Annotated in this window: 23 protein-coding genes and 7 pseudogenes; 15 read left to right on the top strand and 15 right to left on the bottom strand. The window is 68.7% G+C overall.

Going from position 1 to position 23,224, the window contains the following annotated elements:
- Positions 1-401 precede the first annotated feature (401 nt).
- Entirely contained in the window at positions 402-587 is a 186-nt protein-coding gene (locus ACFYW8_RS44040) for a CsbD family protein (RefSeq protein ID WP_389093598.1), read from the bottom strand.
- A 203-nt stretch (positions 588-790) separates the two neighbouring features.
- Positions 791-1,435 carry a type III effector protein gene (locus tag ACFYW8_RS44035; RefSeq protein WP_389093593.1) on the bottom strand — a complete coding sequence of 215 codons (645 nt, stop codon included), beginning with the start codon at positions 1,433-1,435 and terminating at the stop codon, positions 791-793.
- 131 nt (positions 1,436-1,566) lie between these two features.
- Between ACFYW8_RS44035 and ACFYW8_RS44030 the strand changes: the two genes are divergently transcribed.
- On the top strand, positions 1,567-1,998 hold the full coding sequence (locus ACFYW8_RS44030; protein ID WP_389093589.1) for an Hsp20/alpha crystallin family protein: 432 nt from the start codon (positions 1,567-1,569) through the stop codon (positions 1,996-1,998).
- A gap of 181 nt (positions 1,999-2,179) precedes the next feature.
- Positions 2,180-2,620: a DUF2267 domain-containing protein gene (locus tag ACFYW8_RS44025; RefSeq protein WP_389093585.1), complete on the top strand. Its 441-nt coding sequence runs from the start codon at positions 2,180-2,182 to the stop codon at positions 2,618-2,620.
- Positions 2,621-2,862: 242 nt separating this feature from the next.
- Here the strand turns inward: ACFYW8_RS44025 and ACFYW8_RS44020 are convergent, their stop codons facing one another.
- Positions 2,863-3,039, bottom strand: a complete 177-nt coding sequence (locus tag ACFYW8_RS44020; protein ID WP_355858740.1) for a CsbD family protein — start codon at positions 3,037-3,039, stop codon at positions 2,863-2,865.
- 181 nt (positions 3,040-3,220) lie between these two features.
- Between ACFYW8_RS44020 and ACFYW8_RS44015 the strand changes: the two genes are divergently transcribed.
- On the top strand, positions 3,221-3,391 hold the full coding sequence (locus ACFYW8_RS44015) for a hydrophobic protein (protein WP_261710066.1): 171 nt from the start codon (positions 3,221-3,223) through the stop codon (positions 3,389-3,391).
- A 332-nt stretch (positions 3,392-3,723) separates the two neighbouring features.
- On the top strand, positions 3,724-4,077 hold the full coding sequence (locus tag ACFYW8_RS44010) for a PRC-barrel domain-containing protein (RefSeq protein WP_365882397.1): 354 nt from the start codon (positions 3,724-3,726) through the stop codon (positions 4,075-4,077).
- Between the two features lie 101 nt (positions 4,078-4,178).
- Here ACFYW8_RS44010 and ACFYW8_RS44005 read toward each other — a convergent pair whose 3' ends face one another.
- Entirely contained in the window at positions 4,179-4,517 is a 339-nt protein-coding gene (locus ACFYW8_RS44005) for a MerR family transcriptional regulator (protein ID WP_389093575.1), read from the bottom strand.
- A 1,211-nt stretch (positions 4,518-5,728) separates the two neighbouring features.
- On the opposite strand from ACFYW8_RS44005, the gene ACFYW8_RS44000 reads away from it, so the two are divergent.
- Positions 5,729-6,568 carry an RNA polymerase sigma factor SigF gene (locus ACFYW8_RS44000; protein ID WP_389093572.1) on the top strand — a complete coding sequence of 280 codons (840 nt, stop codon included), beginning with the start codon at positions 5,729-5,731 and terminating at the stop codon, positions 6,566-6,568.
- A 319-nt stretch (positions 6,569-6,887) separates the two neighbouring features.
- Here the strand turns inward: ACFYW8_RS44000 and ACFYW8_RS43995 are convergent.
- From ACFYW8_RS43995 to ACFYW8_RS43980, 4 genes and pseudogenes are all read right to left on the bottom strand, one after another.
- Positions 6,888-7,106 (bottom strand): annotated as a pseudogene (locus tag ACFYW8_RS43995) (diguanylate cyclase); the annotation flags it as partial.
- A gap of 47 nt (positions 7,107-7,153) precedes the next feature.
- Positions 7,154-7,576 (bottom strand): DUF5133 domain-containing protein, encoded by a 423-nt coding sequence (locus ACFYW8_RS43990; RefSeq protein WP_389093567.1) that lies wholly within the window; start codon positions 7,574-7,576, stop codon positions 7,154-7,156.
- A 108-nt stretch (positions 7,577-7,684) separates the two neighbouring features.
- Positions 7,685-8,546 (bottom strand): annotated as a pseudogene (locus ACFYW8_RS43985) (SigB/SigF/SigG family RNA polymerase sigma factor).
- A gap of 397 nt (positions 8,547-8,943) precedes the next feature.
- Positions 8,944-9,476 (bottom strand): annotated as a pseudogene (locus tag ACFYW8_RS43980) (hemerythrin domain-containing protein); the annotation flags it as partial.
- A 714-nt stretch (positions 9,477-10,190) separates the two neighbouring features.
- On the opposite strand from ACFYW8_RS43980, the pseudogene ACFYW8_RS43975 reads away from it, so the two are divergent.
- The 5 genes and pseudogenes from ACFYW8_RS43975 to ACFYW8_RS43955 form a co-directional block, all read left to right on the top strand.
- A pseudogene (locus tag ACFYW8_RS43975) lies at positions 10,191-10,459 on the top strand (hypothetical protein); the annotation flags it as partial.
- A 49-nt stretch (positions 10,460-10,508) separates the two neighbouring features.
- Positions 10,509-11,015 (top strand): hypothetical protein, encoded by a 507-nt coding sequence (locus ACFYW8_RS43970; RefSeq protein ID WP_389093562.1) that lies wholly within the window; start codon positions 10,509-10,511, stop codon positions 11,013-11,015.
- A gap of 391 nt (positions 11,016-11,406) precedes the next feature.
- Entirely contained in the window at positions 11,407-11,886 is a 480-nt protein-coding gene (locus ACFYW8_RS43965) for an SRPBCC family protein (protein WP_389093557.1), read from the top strand.
- A gap of 66 nt (positions 11,887-11,952) precedes the next feature.
- Positions 11,953-13,569, top strand: coding sequence for a phytoene desaturase family protein (locus ACFYW8_RS43960; RefSeq protein WP_389093553.1), 1,617 nt, complete (start codon positions 11,953-11,955; stop codon positions 13,567-13,569).
- A 113-nt stretch (positions 13,570-13,682) separates the two neighbouring features.
- Positions 13,683-14,772 (top strand): annotated as a pseudogene (locus ACFYW8_RS43955) (YihY/virulence factor BrkB family protein).
- 291 nt (positions 14,773-15,063) lie between these two features.
- Here the strand turns inward: ACFYW8_RS43955 and ACFYW8_RS43950 are convergent.
- Entirely contained in the window at positions 15,064-15,849 is a 786-nt protein-coding gene (locus tag ACFYW8_RS43950; protein ID WP_389093550.1) for an ANTAR domain-containing protein, read from the bottom strand.
- A gap of 99 nt (positions 15,850-15,948) precedes the next feature.
- Between ACFYW8_RS43950 and ACFYW8_RS43945 the strand changes: the two genes are divergently transcribed.
- Both ACFYW8_RS43945 and ACFYW8_RS43940 read left to right on the top strand, forming a co-directional pair.
- Positions 15,949-16,344, top strand: coding sequence for a helix-turn-helix transcriptional regulator (locus ACFYW8_RS43945; RefSeq protein ID WP_389093547.1), 396 nt, complete (start codon positions 15,949-15,951; stop codon positions 16,342-16,344).
- A 331-nt stretch (positions 16,345-16,675) separates the two neighbouring features.
- Complete coding sequence (locus ACFYW8_RS43940; protein ID WP_389093543.1) at positions 16,676-17,149, top strand: hemerythrin domain-containing protein; 474 nt, start codon at positions 16,676-16,678, stop codon at positions 17,147-17,149.
- Positions 17,150-17,249: 100 nt separating this feature from the next.
- Here ACFYW8_RS43940 and ACFYW8_RS43935 read toward each other — a convergent pair whose 3' ends face one another.
- The 5 genes from ACFYW8_RS43935 to ACFYW8_RS43915 form a co-directional block, all read right to left on the bottom strand.
- Entirely contained in the window at positions 17,250-17,921 is a 672-nt protein-coding gene (locus ACFYW8_RS43935) for an HAD family hydrolase (RefSeq protein WP_389093539.1), read from the bottom strand.
- A gap of 19 nt (positions 17,922-17,940) precedes the next feature.
- Positions 17,941-18,906, bottom strand: coding sequence for an LLM class F420-dependent oxidoreductase (locus ACFYW8_RS43930; RefSeq protein WP_389093536.1), 966 nt, complete (start codon positions 18,904-18,906; stop codon positions 17,941-17,943).
- Between the two features lie 132 nt (positions 18,907-19,038).
- Positions 19,039-19,383 carry a hypothetical protein gene (locus ACFYW8_RS43925; RefSeq protein WP_389093534.1) on the bottom strand — a complete coding sequence of 115 codons (345 nt, stop codon included), beginning with the start codon at positions 19,381-19,383 and terminating at the stop codon, positions 19,039-19,041.
- 694 nt (positions 19,384-20,077) lie between these two features.
- Entirely contained in the window at positions 20,078-20,353 is a 276-nt protein-coding gene (locus ACFYW8_RS43920) for a hypothetical protein (protein WP_389093529.1), read from the bottom strand.
- 716 nt (positions 20,354-21,069) lie between these two features.
- The gene (locus ACFYW8_RS43915) at positions 21,070-21,360 is read right to left on the bottom strand and encodes a hypothetical protein (RefSeq protein ID WP_389093525.1); all 291 of its coding nucleotides are present in this window, start codon (positions 21,358-21,360) and stop codon (positions 21,070-21,072) included.
- Positions 21,361-21,472: 112 nt separating this feature from the next.
- On the opposite strand from ACFYW8_RS43915, the pseudogene ACFYW8_RS43910 reads away from it, so the two are divergent.
- Both ACFYW8_RS43910 and ACFYW8_RS43905 read left to right on the top strand, forming a co-directional pair.
- Positions 21,473-21,649 (top strand): annotated as a pseudogene (locus tag ACFYW8_RS43910) (NAD-dependent epimerase/dehydratase family protein); the annotation flags it as partial.
- 34 nt (positions 21,650-21,683) lie between these two features.
- Positions 21,684-21,989: a hypothetical protein gene (locus ACFYW8_RS43905; protein ID WP_389093521.1), complete on the top strand. Its 306-nt coding sequence runs from the start codon at positions 21,684-21,686 to the stop codon at positions 21,987-21,989.
- 211 nt (positions 21,990-22,200) lie between these two features.
- On the opposite strand, the gene ACFYW8_RS43900 is transcribed toward ACFYW8_RS43905, so the two are convergent.
- The gene (locus ACFYW8_RS43900; RefSeq protein ID WP_389093516.1) at positions 22,201-22,842 is read right to left on the bottom strand and encodes a hypothetical protein; all 642 of its coding nucleotides are present in this window, start codon (positions 22,840-22,842) and stop codon (positions 22,201-22,203) included.
- 170 nt (positions 22,843-23,012) lie between these two features.
- On the opposite strand from ACFYW8_RS43900, the pseudogene ACFYW8_RS43895 reads away from it, so the two are divergent.
- Positions 23,013-23,224, top strand: a pseudogene (locus ACFYW8_RS43895) (transposase); the annotation flags it as partial.

The following is a 23,224-nucleotide window of genomic DNA, read 5'->3' as shown; positions in this document are numbered from 1 at the left end:
CAGCACGTCGGGCGACCTTGTCCGCATCGGCCTTCGGCGAGGCGGGATCCCAGCTCGGGGGCAGGAACAGCCGCCAGTTGACCGCCGTCGAGGCGGTGCACCCATGATCAGCGAACGTTTCGGACGCCCCGGGCTGGGAGCGGGCTGCCGGAGGGCGCATCAATCGGGCCTTCCGTCCGGTCGGGTGTCGGCGGTCCACCCGACTCGGCGAGCTCCGGCCCCGAAGGGTTGCCCGCCTCATACGCGCGCACGTCTTCATGCCAACGCCTCCGACTTCTCAGGCCGGGCGGGGACTCCGCAGGCCGACGGTGTCAGCACGCAGCGCCCGGATGCCGGACCGGCTCCGGTGAAAGGGCCCGCCCTCTCGGAGGCGGGCCCTTTCACCGGAGCCGGTCCGTGCTTCAGCGCTTGCCGTGCTTGCCGTGCTTGCCGCGCATGGAGTCCTTGGCGTCGTCCAGGGCTTCCTTCGCCTCGCCCTCCGCCTGGTCCATCTTCCCCTCGGCTTTCATCCGGTCGTTGCCAGTGGCCTTACCGACCGTTTCCTTCATTTTGCCCTTGGCCTTGTCCATGCCGCCCTTGCCAGCCATGCCCTGCTCCTTGCCTAGGAAAATCAGAGACAGTGACAAACTAGAACGGAAATACACATATCGCTCGGCAAGCGTTGCACTCACAGCCGACTGCGCGGATCCGCCCCCGCCCCCTATAGCGGAGGGTCCGGGACCAGCTTGTGCCTGCCGACCGCGGCGCCGGATCCACCGCTGCGAGACGCCCAGAGGGCCGCCCAACGCGGTCACGACTCGAGCGACGAACGTTGTCGCTGTTCGTTCTCGCGCGTTTCGTGTGTGTGGCGGCCGACCTCGGTGACGCGGTCGGCCAGGGCCGGGTGATCGGCGCGCAGGTGTGGGCCTGCATCGGAGAGGGGGCCAAGGAGTTGGGCCGGGTCGCTGTCGCCGAGGGCGGCATGGAGAGCGGTGATGGCGCTCGCCGCCGTGTCGGGGAGATCTGTCAGGGCGGTGATGGTCCCGGCGAGCTGGCGGAGCGTGGCGGCGTGGTCGTGGGCCCAGGCAGCTACGGAGCGGTCTGCGGCGCGCCGGCCGCGGGTGGCCTGCACCCGCTGTTCCTTGGTGGTGCCCGCTTCACCGGGACGCACGCGCAGGTAGCGGCGTTCGGCGGCCTGGCGGCTGGAGACGCCGAGCGGATGGGCCAGATCGGCCCAGCTCGCACCCGCCTGCCGCGCCGCTTCGATCAGTCCCGGCTCCCAGCCGGCCAGCTGTTCACGAACCTGCCGCAGGAGGAGCAGCGCCGCGAGGGCACCTTGGGGATCGTCGGATGCGGCGGTCCTTGCGGACTGTGCGGCCTGCAGGGCCTGTGCGAGGGCCTCGAGCGCCGTGGCCGTCGCCGCGAACGAGGCCGACGCCGGAAGTTTGCCGCTCACCCTCCCCTCCTCTCAAGCATCGTCATCTCCTGGATGACGTTTCACTTGTCGTCGTTTGGATGACATGTTACAACGGTGTCAGGTGAAGCGCATTGGCAGCAACTGCCTGAACTCATCTGGAGGTGTATCCCGTGTTGATGCGCACTGACCCGTTCCGGGAACTCGACCGGCTGGCCCAGCATCTGACGGGTCCGGGAACGTGGTCCCGCCCGTCCGCGATGCCGATGGACGCCTACCGAGACGGCGACCAGTACGTCATCGCCTTCGACCTGCCGGGCATCGACCCCGACGCCCTCGACATCGACGTCGAGCGGAACATGCTCACCGTGAAGGCGGAGCGACGCCCGCTGCCGCGCTCGGAGAGCGCCCAGACGGAACTGGCCGAGCGGCCTCTGGGTGTCTTCTCCCGCCAGCTCGTCCTGGCCGACACCCTCGACACCGAGCACATCTCCGCGGACTACGAGGCCGGCGTCCTGACCCTCCTCATCCCGATCGCCGAACGGGCCAAGCCCCGCAAGATCAGCGTCCGCAGCACCGCCGAACGCAAGGTACTCGACAGCTGATCCGCCGGTCGCACGTCCGCCGGTCGGGCCCAGGACGGTTCGCCCGCGATCCCGCCTGGGCCCCGGCGGCACCGGCCCCCTCACTCCACGCCGGACAACCGACCTCCGCGAAGAACAGGGTTCACACGGAACAGCCGCTCTCCCGCAGGAAGACGGTCACGCAAGGAAAGCCGAAGCCCTCATGACTCTTCTCTCTCCCCCCGCGCCCCCTCCCCCAACGGCAACCGTCACCTTCGACCAGCTGCTGGAAAAGGTGCGCTACGACGGCGCCTACCCCACCCGCCGCCACGCAGAAGGCGTCGTACGCCGAGTACTCGAAGCCCTCGGCCGCCAGTTGACAGGCACCGAGCGGATGGAACTCGCCGCTCGCCTCCCTCAGGAAGCAGCCTGCCACTTCTCCTCGCAGCCCCCTACGAGCAGCCCGCTGACCGGCTGGGGCTTCGTGAAGGACCTCGCTGAGCGAACCGGCGGCACCCCGGCGACGACCCGTTGGGACACCGGATCGGTCCTCGGCGCCGTGGGTCGCATCGCCGGTGACGACCTGACCGCCCGGATCATCGGACAGCTCCCCGACGGCTACGCCCTGCTGTTCGGACGGGCCCAGCTCATCCGGGCCGACTGACCGTCAGGTGCCGGCACCCAGAACGCAGCGCACATGTCCGCGCTCGCTGCGTCGTGACCGCAGTTGCCACCGTTCGGCCGCAGCGGGAGCACGTCGAACCCATGACATGCGTCCTCTTGGTCGCAGTGCCGTCGCGCACTGATGACGTAGCCCCTCTGTTCATCCGTCGCGAAAGCGGAGCCGGCACCGGCAGCGCAAATCCCGGCAGCCGACGGGCTGCCGGGATCAGAAGTGCTCAGCGCCTACTTGGGCCGGATGGCGTCCTTGGCCTTCTCCTTGGCCGCGCGCAGGTCGCCCTTGGACTCCTCGGCGCGCCCCTCGGCCTTCAGGGACTCGTTGCCCGCCGCACCGCCGACGACCTTCTTGATCTTGCCTTCGGCCTGCTCGCCCTTGGCCTGAGCCTTCTCGTCCGCAGCCACAACCACTCACCCCTGCCTCATTCGGAACTCGATTACGCCCTCCGTGTCACCCCGGGTCTGCATCCCAAACCAACCCGAGGACTGCCACGCATTCGCAGCCGTGGACCGTCTAAGAAATACATAAATCCGCAGGAATGGAGATCGAGCTGCAGGGCACACGACGGTCCGGAGGTTGATAACTATGGTTCCTGTTCTTCTTGTTCTTCTGCTCGCCCTGATCCTCTTCGGTGCCGGTTTCGCACTGAAGGCACTGTGGTGGATCGCCGTGATCGTGCTGATCGTATGGGTCCTCGGCTTCGTGATCCGTCCGACAGCAAGCGGCGGCCGGCGTGGCCGCTGGTACCGCTGGTAGACGGCCTGAACAGCACATCGTCAGGGTGGGGCCCGACGCTACGGCGTCGGGCCCCACCCATGTCCCGTCCCGGCGACCGCAGGACGAAAGTGGTGATTCCTCCGGTTCGACGTAGCTGGAAGCCATTGGCCGGAGGCTGGTGTGACGCCAGGAATCATGGCCCTCCAGCACGACGTCTTCGGCTGTTCACTCTTTCCGCAGCGCGTATGTATAGGCGCAAGAAGCCTGGGAACCCGAACTCCCGGGAGCGTCAGCAACGATGACGCTCGGTCTCAACGAGTCCGCAGTTCGACTGTGGGCGGCATTCGATTGATTCCTTGAGGAGGGATTTTATGAGTGACAACATCTGGGGCTACCAGCCGACCACCGGCTACACCGCGGGCACCGACCTGACCGGATACAAGGTCGAGGCCACCGACGGCAGTATCGGGAAGGTCGACAAGCACTCGGACGACGTCGACTCCTCCTACCTCGTCGTCGACACCGGCGTATGGATCTTCGGCAAGCACGTTCTCCTCCCGGCCGGCACCGTGCAGTCGGTCGACCAGGCCGAACGGAAGATCTACGTCGCGCTCACCAAGGACCAGATCAAGGACTCCCCCGAGTTCGACAAGGACAAGCACACCGGTGACGCCGGCTACCACGAGCAGGTCGGCAGCTACTACCAGAACCGGCGCATCATCTGACATCAACACCCCGGCGCAAGCCGGGGGGCCGGCCGGGAGTTTCTTCGGCCGGCCCTTTCGTGTACGCGCGGGGGCGGGGAAGCCCCGAGGCGCCAGACCCCTCAGGCAGGGGCCGCTGGATCCGCCGGCTGGGAAGCACGGCGGTGTTCGTCGTTGATGCGCTGGGCTTCTTCGAGTTGGTCTTCAAGGACGACGATGCGGCAGGCGGCTTCGATCGGGGTGCCGTTGTCGACGAGTTCCCGTGCGCGGGCTGCGATGCGCAGCTGGTAGCGGGAGTAGCGGCGGTGGCCGCCCGCGGAGCGTAGCGGGGTGATCAGGCGGGCTTCGCCGATCGCGCGAAGGAAGCCCTGGGTGGCGCCGAGGAGTTCGGCGGCCCGGCCCATCGTGTAAGCGGGGTAGTCGTCATCGTCGAGCCGGCCGAACGAGTCGCCTGCTGTCATTGCACCTCTCTGCGGAACGCGTGGAGGGGCCTTGGTGCCATACGGCACCAAGGCCCCGAAGGAACTGCTACACCATCTACCGGCGCTGATACTGCGCCGGCCTTCTGTTTCCGCGGGCCCGACCGGACTGCTGTCGGGTGCGCGGGGATCGCGGTTGCCTGACCGGAGACCACCTCGCTATCGATGTCCTGCGGTACCCGGGCCCAGCAATACGCCCGGGCGATCCTGATGGCGCTTTGGCCCCTCCGTTCTTTCCCTCGTGACCAACACTTACCAAAGGGGGGACTGCGTACTTCCGGCACTGCTCTACTGCGTTTTTCGCTGCGACCTGAGGAAGCGTCGCTCTTCGGCAGCCAGCCCCGTCGCCCGTCCTGCGACAACTGCCCCGGCTAAGAACCCCACTGCCGAACGTCCCGGTGCGCGCGCCCGCAGCCGACGCCTTCACCGAAGTACCACGCACTGACTTCACTGCTGAGTACCGCGAACTGCACCAACGGGTAATGCACTTGCCTCAACTGCGGTCCCGCTCGCGGCGGCCCCTGATCACTGCGGGCCACCCGGTCCGGCCGTCAGCCCCGTCGCCGTCCTGCACGAGCCTGGCTTCGCGACTCCACCACCGCACCGTCCTGCACTGCCACTACCTGCACCGCTGCCCGACAGTTCGTGTCTGCCGGGCCCTGCTGATTTCGACTACGAGAGAAACCATAATGACGCGATCTTCTAATGTCTACTCCAGCCACCATAGATTTTCGAGTGTTCGAGAGGGAGCAAGTCGACCTCGAACGGCGACGACGGAAGGGCCCGGCCTGGTTACCGGCCTGCGGGCCAGGGCATAAGCACGGCGCCCACACCGGGCATTGAACCGCGCAGGCTTGAGGGACCTTGATGGACACGATGAGTGCCGACGCCCCACCGGACCGGCCCGCGGCATCCACCGCTGGCGCACGCGAGAGCGTCCGGGCCTTCCTCGGGGGCTCGATCTGGACGGCACCAGAGGCTTCGCCCGCACGGTGTCCCGGGGGCCGGCAAGGCCCACGTCGGACCTCGCAGGCGCAATGGGTCAACCTCCGTTCCGCTTTCACTCCTGAGACGGGGTGGCAGGTCCACCGTGATATCTGGCATGCATGCCTCAAGCGGGGGTACCCCGTCTCTGGCCGCTCAGGAGCAGGCGGCACGACATCTGAAGCTGGATCACGTAGGAAGGGACGAGCATGACAGTGACCGAGACGACCGGGGCGCAGGCCGTCGTGCTGCCGGAGATCAGTGACCCGTCGCAGGTCGCTCCGAAGGATGCCCGCGAGCTGTCCAGGCTGTTCTTCGACCAGCTCGCCGTTCTGGAAGAGGGCACGCCCGAGTACCAGTACGCGCGCAACACCCTCATCGAAATGAACATCACCCTCGTCCAGTTCGCGGCCTCGCGTTTCCGCAGCCGCGGCCAGGACGAGATGGAGGACATCGTCCAGGTCGGCACGATCGGCCTCATCAAGGCCATCGACCGCTTCGAGCTGTCCCGCGAGGTCGAGTTCACCTCCTTCGCCGTCCCCTACATCGTCGGCGAGATCAAGCGCTTCTTCCGCGACACCACGTGGGCCGTCCACGTCCCGCGCCGGCTGCAGGAAGCACGCGTGGCACTCGCCAAGGCCACCGAGGAGCTCCGCAGCCGGCTCGGCCGCACCCCCAGCACGCGGGAACTTTCCGAACTGATGTCCCTGTCCGAGGAAGAGGTCATCGAGGCCCGCAAGGCCGCCAACGGCTACACCTCGGCCTCCCTCGACGCCGCCATCACCTCCAGCGAAGACGGTGAGGCTGCGCTCGCCGATTTCATCGGCACCGACGACCAGGCCCTCGAACTCGTCGAGGACTTCAACGCCCTCGCCCCGCTGATCGCCGAACTCGACGGCCGGGAACGGCGCATCATCCACATGCGCTTCGTCGACGAACTCACCCAGGCCCAGATCGGCGAACACCTCGGCGTCTCCCAGATGCACGTCTCGCGCCTCCTCAACCGCACCCTCACCAAACTCCGGACCGGCATGCTCACCACCGAGTGAACGGGCCCGCCTGACCCCGGAACTCATGACGGCCGACACCCCTGTGCAGGCCGAAGCAGCCCGCACGGCTTGTGCGGGAGCAGGCGGGAATCCCGAGCCTCTAGGTCCGTGAGGATGCCAACCTTTCCTTGCACAAGGGGAGTTGGGACCAAGCTCTGCGTCCGTGCCGGCGCTCGGTGTATCTCGCCCGCACCGGCCGGGCACCACCGAGGGCAGGCCGGAGAACAGCCCAAGAGGAACAAACCCGCCGCTACCGCCGGTGGTCGCTGTCACGGTCACGGCGGGTCCGTACGCAGCGGGCCAGCAGCGGGCGCTGCTAGGGAAGGAGCTTCCAGTCGTCGGTGTCGCCGGCGCCCTTCGTCACCTCACGGACCTGGTCCCGGTGCAGGCACGTGGTGAAAGCGGCCGCGGTCAAGGGCAGCACTTCCGGAAAGCTGTGGATGTGCTGTTCGACAGGCCGTACCTCACGCTTGTCGGTGGCCAGAGGCACGTCCCACAGTGCGGTGGCCCCGTGTGCGACGGCCGCGCCGCCCATGACTTCCTTTCCTCAACGACAGGGCGGCCTCTCGGCCCGGATGGTGGGTCTCAGGCCTCACCCTCCGTTGCCTTTCCTGCGCCCGCGGCGTGGGGTGCCGTGGGCCGGTGCCTGGGGCGCAGGGTGCCATCGCGGCGACCGGCAGACGGTTCGCCGACGTCGCACTGGAAACTGGGCGTACTGGTCGTTCCGATGGCTGCGGGCTTGGAAAGTGCGGAGGCCGGTCGGCGTTCGGCTCGGAGTCTCGTGGCGGCCGGGGAGTTTGTGACTGTGGCCGCCGCCTTGGCCAGGTAGGAGCGGGCGGTGTCGAGGGCGTCTGTGACTTCGCGGGTTCCGGTGGACACGCACAGGGTGTAGGCGAGGTCCCGCAGGCGCTGGCTGGGGGGCGTCGCGCCGTCGGGCGATTCCTCGGCGAGGAGCGACTCGTATTCCGCGACCAGCTGGTACAGAGTGACGGGGAGGGGCATCAACATCGGTGCGACTCCTTGGGGCTGAGGCCTTCTGGTGTTGTGGGGAACTGTCATGACAGCCTGCATGGGGCTTGAGGAACCGGCCACCCGGCCCTGGGAGTGGAGCAGTCCTCACGCCGCGGAGGCGCTGCCGGAGCGGCTGCGGCACTCGCACTCTCCCAGCACCTCACTGCGTACATGGGCGCAGCTGCGGGTGATGAGCCGGGAGATGTGCATCTGGGAGTACCCCAGCTGATCGGCTATGCGGCTTTGTGTCATGTCCTGGAAGAAGCGCATGTAGAGGACGTCCGCTCACGTTCGGGGAGCCTGCACAACGCCTTCCTGGCCGCCTCGCGGTCGACGATGACGTCGTAGGAAGGGTCGGTGACGCCCAGGATGTCGGCGAGGCTGTACGCGTCGTCGTCGGTGGCCAGTGCGGCGTCCAGTGAGAGGGTGCTGTAGCTCTCCAGCGCTTCCAGGCCCGTGGCGACCTCGTCCTCGGTGAGGCCGGTGCGGGCGGCGATGTCTGCGGGTGTGGGCTGGGGGCTGCCGGGGCGTTGGGTGAGCTCGCGGCGTGCCAGACGGACCTGGTTGCGCAGCTCCTGCACCCGGCGGGGCACCCGTAGGGCCCACGTGCGGTCCCGGAAGTGCCGTTTCACCTCGCCGGTGATGGTCGGCACGGCGTAACTCTCGAAGGCCCCCCGGCCGGGCTCGAAGCGGTCGACGGCCTTGACCAGCCCGAGTGCTGCCACCTGGCGCAGGTCTTCCATGGCTTCACCGCGATCACGGAACCGGCCGGCAATACGGTGCGCCATGGGCAGCCAGGCCCTCACCAGTTCGTCGCGCACGGCATCCCGTTCCGGCCCCTCGCCCAGTTCCGCCAGCCGCTCGAAGAGCGCGGCAGTCTGGGGGGGGAGTCGTCGCGGGTTCGGCGTACGCTCCCGGTGAGAAGGGAGACAGAGGTGCTGTCGACCTGCGAACAGTCTGGGTTCATATCAGTGAGCACGGGGATCGCTCCTGAACGCGGGGTTCAGGACGGGGCCCGGAGCCAGATACCGAGCGCGGCCTGAACCGTGTCTGTCAGAGGTTCGCCGCGCGGGAGGTCTGCCCGGCCCGCCGAAGGAAACCGCAGCAGGCAGGGAGAACGGAATCCCCGCAGGGCGTGCGCCTTCGGTCCGAAGCACGAATTCTCGTGTGCCCCTCAGCCATGACCGTAAACACCGCCTTCCCGACTGCGCGCTACGTCCTCCACCCCACCCCGTCCGGCCCGGGAAAGCCTGTTCCCATGCCTCCCTAGGGCGGGCCAAAGGCCGGCCTACCCCGAGGAATGCCGGGCGGGGCGGGATTCTTCGGAGCACTGAGACCGCCGCCCGCCGGCTGACGGCACCCCGTCAGCTCTTGCCGCGCCCGGTGAGTGCGTCCCGGGAGGCAATCGACCATGCCCGCGCCGGGAGCCGGCAGTTTGTTGGTCGGCGGGGTATCCGGAGCGGACGGATGCGGCGGGGTCGGGGCGGTCTTCTTGGCCCGACGGACCTGGTCGCCCAGTTTCATGAGCGCACCTCAGACGCGCCGTCTGCCGCAGCCGGGGGGAACAAGTAGTCCTCGTCGTCGTCGCGGATGTGCGAGCGGATCCCGGTCACCAGCTCGCCGATCAGGAGGTCAAAACCCGGTTCATCCGCGTCGAGGGTCTCAAGCTCCTACATCGTCCGCTCGGCCTCGGCATGGTCCTCGAGCTCCTTGGCTGCGACCTTGTCGCCGTCCGGCAAAGACTCCCTCACGGCCGGATACAGATAGGCCTCCTCGGCGACCGAATGCCCCACCAGCTCAATCACGGCCTGCTCCGCGTACACCTTGCGCTGCTCGTCCCCCGGCGCCGGCCCTTACATCTACCGAAGAGATCCTCGACCTCCCGGTGATCCGTGGTCCATGACGGCTCTCATCCAGCGGGGGAACCGCTTGTCCCGCGCCACCCACGGTCACAGGCCGGTGATCACGCTCGATCGTCAGGCACCGAGCGCAGCGGTCGGACGGTTTCCCCGGCACAAGTGGCCGAACCAGGGAAACCTGAGCCGAGCCAGTCCCCAACAGGGAAGGCCACCTGGTCGACCTGGCCCCTGAGTACCCCTCTTGCACTCCAATTAACAGCAGTCCCGCCAGGAACGGCGGTGTACGCCGGCAGTCAGTCGAGTCTCGTTGCGTTGCAGGAACGAACTCGACGGCCTTCAGCCCGACGGACACCATGCCGCTCACCACCCGCGCCAAACTCATGATGAGCATCGAAAGCATCTCCGCCCTCCTTACATCGCTCCTCGTCATCGCCCGCGCCGTGAGCATCCTGCACTGATATCCGGACAGACCCTCACTCGCCGGTGCCCGCGCCCCTCGTCCTGCGTGCCCGAAGGCCTACAGGAATCACGAGCTGCCGCCCGGACGAGCGATCACGGCTTCGCCGGAAGACAGCGCGCCGTCTGCGCCTGACGGTCGGTCCCGGGCCTGCAGGCGCTGAGCGTTGCGTTGTTCACTGCCGTGCTCGCGTTGGCCGCCGCCCGCAGCAAACGAGGCCGCGCCAACCACACGGCCTCGCTTCAGCGATAAAAGCGATGAAACCCACCCAAATAAGAACATACGGCGCACACGTGAGGGGGTGCACGACGCGAACCACCTGGTGACCTCCCTGATGCACGAACGCGGCTACCCCACCCAGGACTTCGAGCAACAGCTCAAGGACCTCTCGGTCGAGCACGGCCGCACGCTCGAGCACTATCGGGCCGCCCACGACATCGACGTCCTCAGCACCCGCCACGAGGCGACCACAGAACAGCTGCGGGGGGGGCGATGGTGCACTACCGCTCCCTGTTCGACGAACTGCTCGCCGACGGCGGGCAATCCCGCCATGCACCGGCCTGAACAGCTCAACGAACGGGCCGCCACCCCGGCGTCCGGGACCGGAGGAGACATGCAACGCGAAGACACACCTGGCACCGCCACCGCGAGCGGCCTGTCCACCGACGACCTCGCCCAGCCCCGCGACCGGTCCGCACAAGAGGGCACAGCCGGCACGCAGCAGCAGACCGATGTTCCCACTTTCCCCGGCGAGAGCACGGACACGCCGGGCAGACCCGTTGAAGACAGGACCGCGGAGGCCGACGTCAGCACCCAGAGCTCGGGCCAGGGCGCCCAAGCCGAGGAGGACCTCCCGCAGCTACTCAGCGCAGAGGACGAGGAAGGATTCCGCACCCGCTGGCAGGAAGTACAGAACAGATTCGTCGACGACCCGCGCGACGCCGTGCACACCGCCGACGCACTCGTCGCCGACGTGATGCAAAGGCTGGCCGCCACATTCGCCGACCACAAACAGGAACTGGAAGGACAGTGGAACCGAGGCGAACAGGCGAACACCGAAGACCTGCGCCTGGCACTGCGACACTACCGTTCGTTCTTCAACCGCCTGCTGGTCACCTGACACAACGCCGCACCGCAGCGGCTGACCTGGGCTGCGCCCCTCTGATCGCGGGACCCACCTGTCTTCGGCGATCGGGCGGGCGTGGGTCGGCTCGGCTGCGGACGTCGGCAGCACCACCGGGCGCCGCACCGGCGCCCGGGCCGTCTCGGCCCCGAGACCGAAGGCGGCTCGGGGCACGACCGCCGTACCGCCGGCCAGGGGACTCCCAACGGACATGGCTCCTCCGCATAGAACAGCCTGGCGCCCTGGCCAGGATGCCCCTGGTCACGGCGGGCTGTACTCCGGTAGCTGACCGACGGCACCGGAATGCGTCCCCGAGCGGAAGTGTCTACCCGGGCCTAGCGTGGAAACACGCAGCAAGGGACCTGACACTCCAACAGCGGAGGAACGCATGGCCGTACGGCACCGGCTGATCAGGAAGTCCCCCCAGGACGTCTGGAAGGTCCTGTCCGACGTCGAACGGTACGGGGACTGGGTCGTGGGCCCTTCACGAGCCGAGCCGGACGAGGGACGGTGGCCCGACCTGGGGGCGACCCTCCGCTACGAGATCAAGATCGGGCCGCTCACCCTGCACAACCGGACCGTCGTGCGCCGCAGTGAGCCGGCCGCCGCCCTCGAGCTGGAGGCGGACAGCGGACCGCTGGGGACCGCGAGGATCGCGATGGAACTGCGGCCCTGGGGCGAGCACACACTGATCATCCTCGATGAACACCCCCTGCGCGGCGCTGGAGGCGCCTTGCACAACGGCCTCCTGGAGGTGGCGCAGCAAATAAGGAACCGCGCCATGTTGGGCCGCCTCGCCCGGCTGTGCGAGGGGGACGAGGATCCTGCCAGCACCACTTCCGTGCGGCGACGACCGATCAAGGCCTGAAACGGCGCCGAGACCTGGGACAGCCGCTCGACCGGGCGCTGCCACCCACCGAGTCGGGAGCGAGTCGTGCCGGACGCTGTAGTGATCGGAGCAGGCCCCAATGGGCTGGTCGCGGCCAACCTCCTGGCCGACGCGGGCTGGAGCGTGGAAGTCCTGGAGGCCCAGGACGAGCCCGGAGGAGCAGTCCGGCACGACCGGGGGGTCGACCCCGACTTCGCCAGCGACCTCTTCAGCGCCTTCTACCCCCTCGCTGCCGCCTCCCCGGTCCTGGCCGCCCTGCATCTGGAGCGGGAGGGGCTGCGCTGGAGCCACGCCCCGAAGGTGCTCGCCCACCCTTTGCGGGACGGGCGCTGTGCCGTCCTCAGCCGTGATCTGGAGGAGACGGCCGCGAGCCTGGAGGCGTTCGCCCCCGGGGACGGGGCCGCGTGGAAGGAGCTGCGGGAGGTCTGGGAGACGTTGCGGGCCGGCATCCTCGACGCCCTCTTCACGCCGTTCCCCCCGGTCCGCGCCGTAGCCCGGCTGGCCCTGCGGCTGCGCGCGGCGGGCGGGCTGCGCATGGCCAGGACCATGGTGCTGCCGGTCCGGCGTCTGGGAGAGGAGGAGTTCCGCGGCGAGGGCGGCAGGCTTCTCCTCGCGGGCAATGCCCTGCACGCGGACCTCGCACCGGAGGCGGCCGGCAGCGGCGGCTTCGGCTGGCTCATGTCCATGCTCGGCCAGACCTACGGTTTCCCGGTTCCCACCGGCGGCTCCGGGGCGCTCACGGCTGCTCTCGTCCGTCGGCTGACGCGACGCGGCGGGACCGTCCGCTGCGGGGAACAGGTCACCGAGGTCGTCGTTCGCGGCGGCCGCGCCGTCGGCGTCCGTACTGCGCGCGGCGAGGCGGTTCCGGCCCGCAAGGCGATCCTGGCCGATGTGTCCGCGCCCGCGCTCTACGGCACTCTGGTCGCCGAACGGCACCTGCCCGGGCAGCTGCTCACCGACCTGAAGCGCTTCCAGTGGGACTTCGCCACGTTCAAGGTCGACTGGGCGCTGAACAGTCCGGTGCCCTGGGCCTGCCCGGAGGCCGCGCAGGCGGGAACCGTGCACCTCGCAGACGGCGTGGACGGCCTCACCCGCTTCGCCGCGCAGATCGCCATGGGCCGCGTCCCCGACGAACCCTTCGCCCTCTTCGGCCAGATGACCACCACCGACCCCAGCCGTTCGCCCCAGGGCACCGAGTCCGCCTGGGCCTACACGCACGTACCCCACCGAGTTCGGGGCGACGCGGGAAACGACGGGCTGACCGGCTCGTGGGATGCCCGGGAGCAGGAGACGATGGCGGATCGTGTCGAGGCGCAGGTCGAGCGCTATGCCCCCGGTTTCCGCGGCCTCGTCAGGGCCCGGCGCGTCCTCGCCCCGCCCACACTGCAGAGCATGGACGCCAACCTCCACGGCGGCGCCATCAACGGCGGCACCACGGCCCTGCACCAGCAGTTCGTCTTCCGCCCCACACCCGGCACCGGCCGCCCCGAGACACCCGTCGCCGGCCTCTACCTCGCCTCCGCCTCCGCGCACCCGGGCGGAGGAGTCCATGGCGCCCCCGGAGCCAACGCCGCCCGGGCCGCCCTGCGCCGGCGGCGCGCCGGTGCCCTGTCCAGCCTGCAGAGCCGGCTGGACCATCGCGACCGCAAGGGGCAGCGCTGACAACCTGCCCGCGCCCACCGCAGCGTCGAGGGCAGGCCCGGCATCGGCAGAGCCGGTGCAGCATCGCCGGTCACGCGTTCTCCGAGCGCTTTGCCTGTTGCGGCCCGGGTCGGCTGAGTACTTCAGGTGCGTCGACCGGGGTATTCGGCGAGCATGGCGAAAATGCATCTCCAGGACAAAACAATCACGACAGTGACACCAAGCCGCCGCCGGACGAGGCCGGACCCGCCCCTGAAGTAGAACGCCAGGCCCCGGATACGCCGACAGAGCTGCCCCGCAGAGCCTGGGACAAGGTGTTCAGCGGAAGCCTGCGGGAGTCCGAGAAGGACGAGCTGACCGACCGGGCAGCCGCGCTCACGTACTACGGAGTGCTCGCCCTGTTCCCGGCCCTGCTGGTCCTGGTCTCCCTGCTGGGAATCACCGGCAAGTCGACCACGGACCGGGTGCTCGACAATCTCAAACAGCTCACCCCCGGCTCGGCCCGCGACATCCTCACCGGCGCGGTGGAACAACTGCAGGGCAACGCCGGCCTCGGCTCACTCGTGGCCGTCATCGGCATCGTGGTGGCGGTGTGGTCCGCCTCGGGCTACGTCGCGGCCTTCATCCGCGCCGCCAACGCCATCTACGACATGCCCGAGGGCCGCCCCGTCTGGAAGATCCTGCCTGCGCGTCGGTGTGACCGTCATCCTCATGGTGCTGGCGGTCGTCAGCGCGCTGATCGTGGTCTTCACCGGCGGCATCGCCCGCCAGGCCGGCACGGCACTGGGGATCGGGGACACGGCGCTGACAGTGTGGTCGATCGCCAAGTGGCCCGTGCTGGTCGTGCTGGTCACCGTGATGATCGCGATCCTGTACTGGGCGAGCCCGAACGCGAAGGTGAAGGGCTTCAAGTGGATCACTCCGGGCAGTTTCCTGGCCCTGGTGATCTGGACGATCGCCTCCGCCGGATTCGCGTTCTACGTGGCCAACTTCGCCTCGTACAACAAGACCTACGGCACACTGGCCGGCGTCGTCGTCTTCCTGGTGTGGCTGTGGATCAGCAACCTGGCCATCCTCCTCGGTCTGGAATTCGACACGGAGGCAGTGCGCCAGCGGGCCATCGCCGGCGGGCTCCCGCCCGATGCCGGGCCCTACACCCAGCCGCGCGACACCCGCACATGGGACGAGGAAGACCTGCGCCGCCTCGACGAAGGCGAAGAATGACCGCTGGCCACTGGGTGGGCACGTATCGGATCGTCCGGGGAGGCGGCAGCCCACACCGCTCGCACGGCGGGCCGGATGCACGTTCGGGTCCTGGGGCAGACGACGAACCAGGCGCCGACGTCCGCAAGGGGTGGATCTCGTGGCCTCCTCCGTCCTACGGGCCGTCACCGTCACCGTCGCCGTGGCCGTGGCCGTGGCCGTCGTATGAGTCTGCGGGTGGGCGCGGGGCCGGCACATACGGAACCCGCATCGCTGACGCGGTCGCCGCCAGACGCGGTAGCCGGGAAGCGGTCATGCCGATGGTCTGCGGCTTTCCAGGGACGCGGCTCTGGCTGCGGGCGGAACCCAGTCGCGGCGCCGGTGGTGACAACGTGACTGCGCTTCGTCGGAGACCTTGGCGACCTCCGCGGAAATCTGCTGCTTCAGATGGTCGGGCAGCGGATCGCCGGTGATTGCCGCGACCAACTCCTCGGCGATGAGGCGAAGTTTGGTGTTGCTGCGCTGGGACACCTCGACGAGAACGCCCCAGGCGTCTTCCTCGTTCAACCTGAACGTGGCCATCAGGACTCCGCGGGCGAGGTCGATGACCGGCCGGCTCCGCATCGCCCGTTTCAGGTCGATGACCTCGGCGAGCAGGTCCTTCTCGTACTTCCCGTCCAGGTGAGGACCGGCACCGTTCGAGGGCGCGAACAGAGATGCCGTGCCCGTGAGCATGAGCAGCCGCTCGACAGCGCGTCCAGCAGCGCGGATGTGGACCGTCTTGCCCTGGGCGAGAGCAAGGCTCCGGAGGCGCAACAGGACCCGGAGGCCGGAACAGTCACAGAAGTCGACCTGCGCGAGGTCCAGGTCCAGTCCCTGGCGCGCCTGGGCCAGGGCGGCACACAGGTCGTGTCGGAGTGGCTGCGCGGTATCGATGTCGATCTCACCGGCGACGACGACCAGTGTCCGTGAGCCGGAGGGATACGCGGCTGTCTCGAGGAAGGGTGACGCGCCTCCCACCCTGGCGCCGCAGGCCAGTGCATCGTGGGCGGCTTCGTCCCCGCTTCCCACAGGGGGAGAGAGCGGATGTTCTCGCATGGCATACAGGTTCGCCCTCCATCCGGTTACACGTCAAGGGATACATGAACTCTCTTTCACCCTTTTGAATGCGTGAACGAAAGGGCCTAGTCTGGGGGGATGACTGAGGTACCCGAGGGACACAGCGGCTGGACCTTTCTGACCAACCACGCACGAGTCCTCGCCGCGATCGCCTCCGGGGCGCAAGGCACGCGGATCCGCGACATCGCCGCACGGTGCCGGCTCACCGAGCGGGCAGTCCAGAAGATCATTGCCGATCTGGAGCAGGACGGCTATCTGGACCACACCCGGCGAGGGCGCACGAACCACTACCACATCCAGCCCGGGACCAGCCTTCGACACCCGGCCGACTCGGGCCTGACGGTGGCCGACCTCCTGGCGGCTCTCGACCAGCACGAGAGCCCCGCTGAAGCCCCGCCCGGGCAGTGGACCGCGCAATCCGCGTCCGATCGCTCCGATGCGTTCGCTCGCGACGACAGCACAGCGGCCTCGTAGGGTTCCCTGCGGCCCTGGTCGGCGCCTCCCGCGCCGGAGCGCGGTCGCTGTCGGCAGGGCGCCGACCGGTACGGCGGCGAGGCGGCCGGGATAGCGTGCCATCGCCGCTTGGACCGAGTGCCGCCTGGCGCGGTCGTCGAAGATGCCGTGGGCCGCACCGTAGCCGTGCCCTTCAGCAACCAGGCGCGAACCAGCAGCCCTCCCATGGGCCTACACCGCGGCCCGGGCCGACTTTCCGGGCAACCTCATGCCTCCTGTGACGATCCGCGGCCGCTGGGGTACTCGGTCCCGGGCGGCAACGAGCCGTCCGAATGCGATCGGAGGAGAGGCCGTGGACGGGATCGTGCTGCTCAAGGAAGACCACAAGAGGGTGGAAAAGCTCTTCAAGCGGTTCGAGAAGGCGGGGGCCAGCGCCCATGCTGAAAAGCGGAAGATCGCCGATCAGGTGATCGAGGAGCTCACCGCCCACACCTGGATCGAAGAGGAGATCTTCTACCCTGCCGCCCGGGAAGCCGCCCCCGACACCAAGGACCACGTCCTGGAGAGCGTCGAGGAACATCACGTCGTGCTGTGGATGCTCTCCGAGCTGACGGGTCTCGATGCGGCGGACGAACGGTTCGACGCCAAGATGACCGCCCTCATGGAGAACGTCCGCCACCACGTCGAGGAAGAGGAGCAGGAATGGTTCCCCGACGTACGCAAGACCATGGGCCGCAACCGGCTCACCGAACTGGGCGAACAGATGGAATCGGCCAAGAAGGAGGCTCCGAGCGAGCCCCTCGCCGTCCCCAGCGCCGAACGGTAGATCGTACCGGCACCTCAAGGAGCCTGTGGATCGATACGGGCCTCGGCGACGGGGCCGCAGCCGCTTCGTCGATCGAACGCCGCCGAGCCGGCGGCTCACGTCATTCCCGGTCCGCGAAGACGCTGGTGTCCAGGCGGTCGAGGAGGTCGGCAGGGTCTCGGTACACCGCGTGGGCGCCCGCCGACACCAGATCCGTCCGCGGGATGCCGCCGGACAGGACCGCCAAGGGTGTCACCCCGTCCCGGACCGCGGCCTTCATGTCCCAGACCGTGTCGCCGACGAACACCGCCCGTCCGCTCGGTACTCCGGCGAGCTTTCTGGCCTGCTCGACAGGATCGGGGGCCGGTTTGCCCTCGGCGACGTCGTCAGCGCTGGCCGCCCCGAGGATGACGTCGTCGGCGTCGATGGCACGGCGCAGCGCGGAGAGTTCCGCACCGCTCGCCGAGGTCGCCAGGACGATCTCCCAGCCCCGGCCGGCGAGGGTGCGCAGCAGTTCGCCGGCCGCGTCCAAGGGCGGCAACCGGTCGAAGTACGTTGCGTAGAGCGCGTGGTGGGCCGCGACGAACTGTTCGTCGTCGCCGGGGTCGCGGTCCTTGCCGAGCAGGTACTCGATCAGGTCGCCGGCGCCGAGGCCCACGGCCCGGTGGATGTCACGCATGGCGACGCGGTGGCCGGCCTGGCGGAAGGCCTCCCACCAGGTGACGACATGCAGGTGGTTGGTGTCGACGAGCGTTCCGTCGACATCGAAGACGGCGGCGCGCCTTGTGGTCATCGCGGGTGTCCTCGCCCTCTCACAGTTCGCGCAGGGCGGGAAGCAGCTTCCGCTCGGCCCATTCCAGGTACGGCTCCTGGTGGTCACCGCCGATCTGGATGAGCGCGACCTCGGTGAACCCCGCTTCGACGAAGGACCGTACCGCGTCGACGACGGAGTCCACGTCGTCTCCGCACGGAATGGACTCGGCCACGTCCTCGGGACGTACGAACTGGGTCGCGCCTGCGAATCCTTCGGGGCCGGGCAGTTCGGCGTTGACCGGCCAGCCGCCGCCGAACCAGCGGAACTGGTCATGGGCGCGGGCGACGGCCGCGTCCCGGTCCGTGTCGTAACAGATGGGCAGCTGGCCCACCTTGGGCTTGCCGACGCCGCCGTGCCGGTCGAACTCGGAGATCAGGTCGGCCTTCGGTTCGGTGGCGATCAGCAAGTCGGCGAGGTGTCCGGCGACTTCACACGAGCGCTCGCCGGAGACGGCGACTCCGATCGGCGGGGGCGTGTCGGGCAGATCCCACAGTCGGGCGTTCTCCACCTCGAAGTGGGCACCGTGGTGGTTGACGCTCCCGCCCGCGAAGAGCGAGCGGATGATCTCCACGGCCTCTTCGAGCATCTCCAGCCGGACGTGTGCGGCCGGCCATCCGCCGCCCACCACGTGCTCGTTGAGGTTCTCCCCGGAGCCGAGACCCAGGTGGAAGCGTCCCTGGGAAAGCAGTTGCACGGTGGCGGCCTTCTGAGCGACGACCGCGGGGTGGTAGCGGGTCGTCGGGCACGTCACGTACGTCATCAGGGGAATGCGCTCGGTGGCCTGCGCGGCGGCACCGAGGACACTCCACGCGTACGGGGCGTGCCCCTGTGAGTCCAGCCAGGGGAAGTAGTGGTCGGACGTGACGGAGAAGTCGAAGCCGGCACGCTCGGCGCCGGCCACATGACCGACGAGCTCACGCGGGCCGGCCTGTTCCGTCATCATCGTGTACCCGATCCGCACCATGTCGCTCTCCTCCTCGTCGCCTCGGGCGCCGCTCGGGCGCGCGAGTGATCTCCTGCCGGGTCAGCGAGCCAGAACCCGGCTCAGTCGTTTCTCGCGTCCAGCGCCGTGCGAGTGCGTCCGTGACCTGCGCGGCTACCGCTTCGTCAGGAGCTGCAGGTCGACCTCCTTCTCCTGGTCTCCCGACGCAGTGCCCCGCTCCTGCACGGCGAACGCGCCACTCAGGGCTTCGCGGAGCCGGTCCACGGCGACGTAGCCGCCCTGCAGCGTGGCGGTGACCGAACCCTCCAACCCGGTCGGGCCGGTCGGAATGCGCTCTTCGGTCGGATCGAACACCGCGGTCCACACAGGAAGGCGGTCGCCCGGCTGATCATGAGGCACGTCGCCGGAAGGTCGGTCGGTGGGGAACGCCGTCCGCAGGACGCCGAAGACGGTGGCGACGTCCTCCTTGGACGCTCCGGTGAGAGACACGGTGACCATCGAGCACCTTTCTTTCCGCTGGGGTACGACTGTGTACTTCGGTCCTGGCCGCGGGGCGGCGGCTGCCGCGAAGACCCCGAAGCGGGTGCAGGCCGAGACCCCGAGCGTTGCCGGCCGGCCCACCACGGCGGCCGACCAGCGCCGCGGTCGCGGCGCCCGCCGGCGTCAGGGCATAGGTGGTGCGCAGGAGCGTGCCCGCGCGTCCTTCGCGCCAGGTCTCGGCAACCACGCCCAAGCGTCGCTCGGCCGCCGCGCTATCGCCGATTGCCGCGAGGCACCGCCGCGAGGCGGGCAGGCCCGCTCTCGCGCGGTGAAGCCACATGCAGGGCCATTCCCGAGGCAGCGACCGTCCCTGACGGCGTGAACAGAAGGAAAGTCTCGGTGGGGCGCCGTGTCGGGCGGGAACGGCGAGGACGGCGCTATACGAGGCCAGCGCTGGTCCGTGCAGCGCGGCTCCCACGGTCGCGATGGCGCCGACGCGGGGCAGCCGCCCCGTGACGGCGCTGAGGGCGGCCGCACCGGCGGCGGGACCGTACGCGCTGAGGAGTGGGTCGGATCCGGTCAGCCGGCCGTGGACGGGCCGTTCGCCGACCCACGTACGCACACCCATCACCTGTCCTTTTCGAGTGGCTGGAATCCGCGGGCGCCCCTCCCAGCGTGACGTGTCTCGGCCCCCGCGGCGCGCGGAGATGCGTCAGGCAGACGGTTCGTCGGGCACAGGATGCTCCGGATGCGGACTGCCGGACTGCGGGGCACCCTTCCGCCCGGTGCCGACCTCGTCCGTATCGGGAATCTCCGGATCCGGGCCCTGCGGCTCGGCCCGCTCGACGAGGGTCGACTGCATCTCCGCGCCGACAACGTCCCAAGGGTCCTCATCGGCTGCGGCCTGCTGATCGGGCAGGTCCCTCGGTATCGGCTTCGGTGTCGGCCCTCCGCCTTTCCCAGGGCCTTCCGGGCGGCGATCGTTCACGGCGTTCTCGCTTCCTCGCGTCCTCGTTTGACGGGCGAGTACCCCTCCGGCCGACGTTGATTCCGGGGGTCGCCGCGCGACTCCCGTGGCTGGTCAGCGGTGGCGGAGGACGTTGGCCGCGTTGCCGTCGCGTTGGTTTGGGCGGAGTTGGTTCGAGCGGGCGGAGGGGTGGCCGCGATGTCGATGGGTCCCAGTTCGGGGCCGATGATTGGTGCGGATGACGCGGGCGAGTAATCCTGCGGGCCACGGCGGCCATGTGGGTGCGTGACGGCTTGGACGAGCTTGTCACCGATGAGCACTTCACCGACTGGTGGCCGGTTGATGGTGAGCGTGTACAACCAGCAGACGAAGAGCCTGCCGGTGGCCGCCCCTGACCCTCGGGTTCTGCAGCCACTCACGCGACCCTGGCGTGATGACGTCTGATCATGCTATTGACCTGCAACAACCCACCGAACGACGGCGGATGGGAGGCGATTCGACCCGGATTCGACCCCGGCCCCCTCCCATCACGGCAACGACCAGCTTTGATCTGCTGCTATGCAAATTCTGCCGCTGCACCAGTCGCACGCCGACAAGAAATCGCCACAGGTAGACCGATAAGGCCATATCTCGCAAATCATTGTTCACGTACCAACATCGGTTGGCAGCCCAAGCCCAAGGCATGGCTGCCACCCCCTTGCCGGCGGGCATCGACACCACGCCCCACGTCACGCCTCTCACCAGGCATTTTCCGGCTGGTCTTCCGTGACACGGAAGCCTTCTTGCGTACCCCCGAAGCCCGTCGCCACGACTCGCCGACGGGAGCCGAACGCCATGCCGCACACCACCGCCTTCGCCAGGAACCAGTGGTACCCGGCCGCGGAGTAGGTCTTGCCCAGCCGCGGCGGAGGACTCGGCAAAGCGCTGGAGCACATCGCCGAGCGGTTCCCCCGGTAGTCGGTCATCAGGAGACCCTGGTCCCGGAGTTCCTCCACAAAGGTTCTGAGCAGGATGAGAGTCGTCTTCATCTCTCCCTGGCAGCGGCCGAGGAGGCTGTAGAGGTGGTGGGCCTGCGGCGGCGTCAAAGGCCGCCGGCGACCTCGTGGCCCTGAGCCACTTCCAGACCTACGGCCTGCCCGTCTGCGTGACGCGCAGCTCGAACAACTACGGGCCCACCAGTTCCCCGAGAAGGTCATCCCCTTCTTCACCACCCGCCTCCTGCAGGGCGAGAAGGCGACCCTGCACGGCCAGGGGCAGCACGTGCGGAACTGGCTGTACGTCGAGGACAACTGCGCTGGCATCGAACTCGTGCTGTGCGACGGGAAGCCCGGCGAGATCTACAACCTGGGCGGTGGCACCGACCTCACCGTCCGGGACCCTGACTGCCAAGCTCCTGGTCTTGTGCGGCAAGGACCAGGACTCGGTGACCTGCATTCCCGACCGGCAGGCCAACGACCTGCCGTACTCGATGCTCTGGGACAAGATCGCCGTTCTCGGCTTCCGGCCGGCCCGCGACCTCGACGAGGGCCTGGCCGAAATCGTCGACTGGTACCGGCGCAACCCCGACCGCTGGGCTCCGCTGACGCGCACCCCGTACGCGGCCCGCGCCACGGACGCGACCGCACCCGCCGCCGGAGAGGAAGCACGTGCCCACTGACCAGCACACCCCTCGCAGAATCCTGGTGACCGGTGTCGGCGCCAACCCGGGCTTCGGGCTGACCCGCAACCTCATCCGCCTGGGCCACACGGTCATCGCGGCTGACGCGAACCGGCTCGCCCTCGGGTTCCTGCTGCTCATAGCCTCCCGGCGGGCACGCGTGATCCCTTGCTGCACCCAGGGCACGGGAAGAGCTTTTACCGGTAGTTCGTTAAATCCGGCGGTAGAGGTCAATGCCGTGTCCGGTGGTGACCGCGTCGATGAGGGCCTGGAGCTCGGAGGGTGGGTCCGTGTCGGTCCATGCTTGCCACCATCGGTTGAGGGTGACGGCGGGGGTGAGCCAGGAACGGATGGATCGTAAGGCCCTGGGCCAGCAAGGCTGTTGGGGCTGGTGGGACGGGGCGGGTCCCCCTCTCTGGCCCCTCTCCGGGCAGGGATCCGGCGCGGTGGCATCCAGGGGTCCGAGTGGGGCGAACCATTGGTCCCAGCAGAAGGAGAAGGCACAGTTGACCAGGGTCTGGTGGCGGCGGATGGCGCGGTCGGAGCGGACCTGGAGGTCGGCCCAGCCGAGTTCGTCCTTGCCCTGTTTGTAGCTCTGCTCGATCCAGGGCCGCAGGCCGTAGAGGCGGACGATCTCGGTGAGGTCGGCCGGCGGGTGCGGGCCGGTGGCGGCGTGGGGTGCGTCGGGGTGGGGCAGGTTGGTGGCCAGGTACCAGGTGGCCTTCTCCGGCAGGGTGGCTGGATCGGTGGTCGCCACGACCAGCCGGCAGGGTGAGTCGGAGCCGTAGCCGCCCAGTCGGGCATCGGCGGCCCACCAGGTCTCGACGTGCCCGTCGCGGAAGTGACGCTCCACTGATGTCCAATCGCCTGGATGCCTTGCATCGCGCCAGGTCAGGGCGCGTGCGGCGTCGATGGGGGTGTGTGGCTGGCCAGCCGGGCCCCAGGTGCCGCAATGCGGTTTGAGGGCTACCAGTCGAGGGCGCCTGCCGGCATCTGATCGCCGATCTGCCCGGCAACACTCCGGTCGCCGAGTTGGTCCGCCTGGCCAAGATCCGCTGGCGCATCGAGCACGACTACCGCGAACTCAAGCACGGCCTCGGCCTGGACCACTTCGAAGGACGCTCCTGGAACGGCTGGCATCACCACGTCACCCTGGTCACCGCCGCCCACGCCTTCCTCACCGAACAGCGCCTGGCCCCAAAAGCCGATACAGCGGACTCACCCTCTACCAGACC

The organism is Streptomyces sp. NPDC002742, from assembly GCF_042888885.1.
GTDB lineage: Bacteria > Actinomycetota > Actinomycetes > Streptomycetales > Streptomycetaceae > Streptomyces.
Note: the sequence above shows the minus strand (reverse complement) of the source record. Positions and strands in the feature narration are given on the sequence as shown.

Bases quoted from the DNA above. Each gene is read 5' to 3' on its own strand.
- ACFYW8_RS44040 (WP_389093598.1), bottom strand. From the start codon at position 587: ATGGCTGGCAAGGGCGGCATGGACAAGGCCAAGGGCAAAATGAAGGAA.
- ACFYW8_RS44025 (WP_389093585.1), top strand. From the start codon at position 2,180: ATGACTCTTCTCTCTCCCCCCGCGCCCCCTCCCCCAACGGCAACCGTC.
- ACFYW8_RS44015 (WP_261710066.1), top strand. From the start codon at position 3,221: ATGGTTCCTGTTCTTCTTGTTCTTCTGCTCGCCCTGATCCTCTTCGGT.
- ACFYW8_RS44010 (WP_365882397.1), top strand. From the start codon at position 3,724: ATGAGTGACAACATCTGGGGCTACCAGCCGACCACCGGCTACACCGCG.
- ACFYW8_RS44005 (WP_389093575.1), bottom strand. From the start codon at position 4,517: ATGACAGCAGGCGACTCGTTCGGCCGGCTCGACGATGACGACTACCCC.
- ACFYW8_RS44000 (WP_389093572.1), top strand. From the start codon at position 5,729: ATGACAGTGACCGAGACGACCGGGGCGCAGGCCGTCGTGCTGCCGGAG.
- ACFYW8_RS43990 (WP_389093567.1), bottom strand. From the start codon at position 7,576: ATGTTGATGCCCCTCCCCGTCACTCTGTACCAGCTGGTCGCGGAATAC.
- ACFYW8_RS43970 (WP_389093562.1), top strand. From the start codon at position 10,509: ATGCAACGCGAAGACACACCTGGCACCGCCACCGCGAGCGGCCTGTCC.
- ACFYW8_RS43965 (WP_389093557.1), top strand. From the start codon at position 11,407: ATGGCCGTACGGCACCGGCTGATCAGGAAGTCCCCCCAGGACGTCTGG.
- ACFYW8_RS43950 (WP_389093550.1), bottom strand. From the start codon at position 15,849: ATGCGAGAACATCCGCTCTCTCCCCCTGTGGGAAGCGGGGACGAAGCC.
- ACFYW8_RS43945 (WP_389093547.1), top strand. From the start codon at position 15,949: ATGACTGAGGTACCCGAGGGACACAGCGGCTGGACCTTTCTGACCAAC.
- ACFYW8_RS43935 (WP_389093539.1), bottom strand. From the start codon at position 17,921: ATGACCACAAGGCGCGCCGCCGTCTTCGATGTCGACGGAACGCTCGTC.
- ACFYW8_RS43930 (WP_389093536.1), bottom strand. From the start codon at position 18,906: ATGGTGCGGATCGGGTACACGATGATGACGGAACAGGCCGGCCCGCGT.
- ACFYW8_RS43925 (WP_389093534.1), bottom strand. From the start codon at position 19,383: ATGGTCACCGTGTCTCTCACCGGAGCGTCCAAGGAGGACGTCGCCACC.
- ACFYW8_RS43915 (WP_389093525.1), bottom strand. From the start codon at position 21,360: ATGAAGACGACTCTCATCCTGCTCAGAACCTTTGTGGAGGAACTCCGG.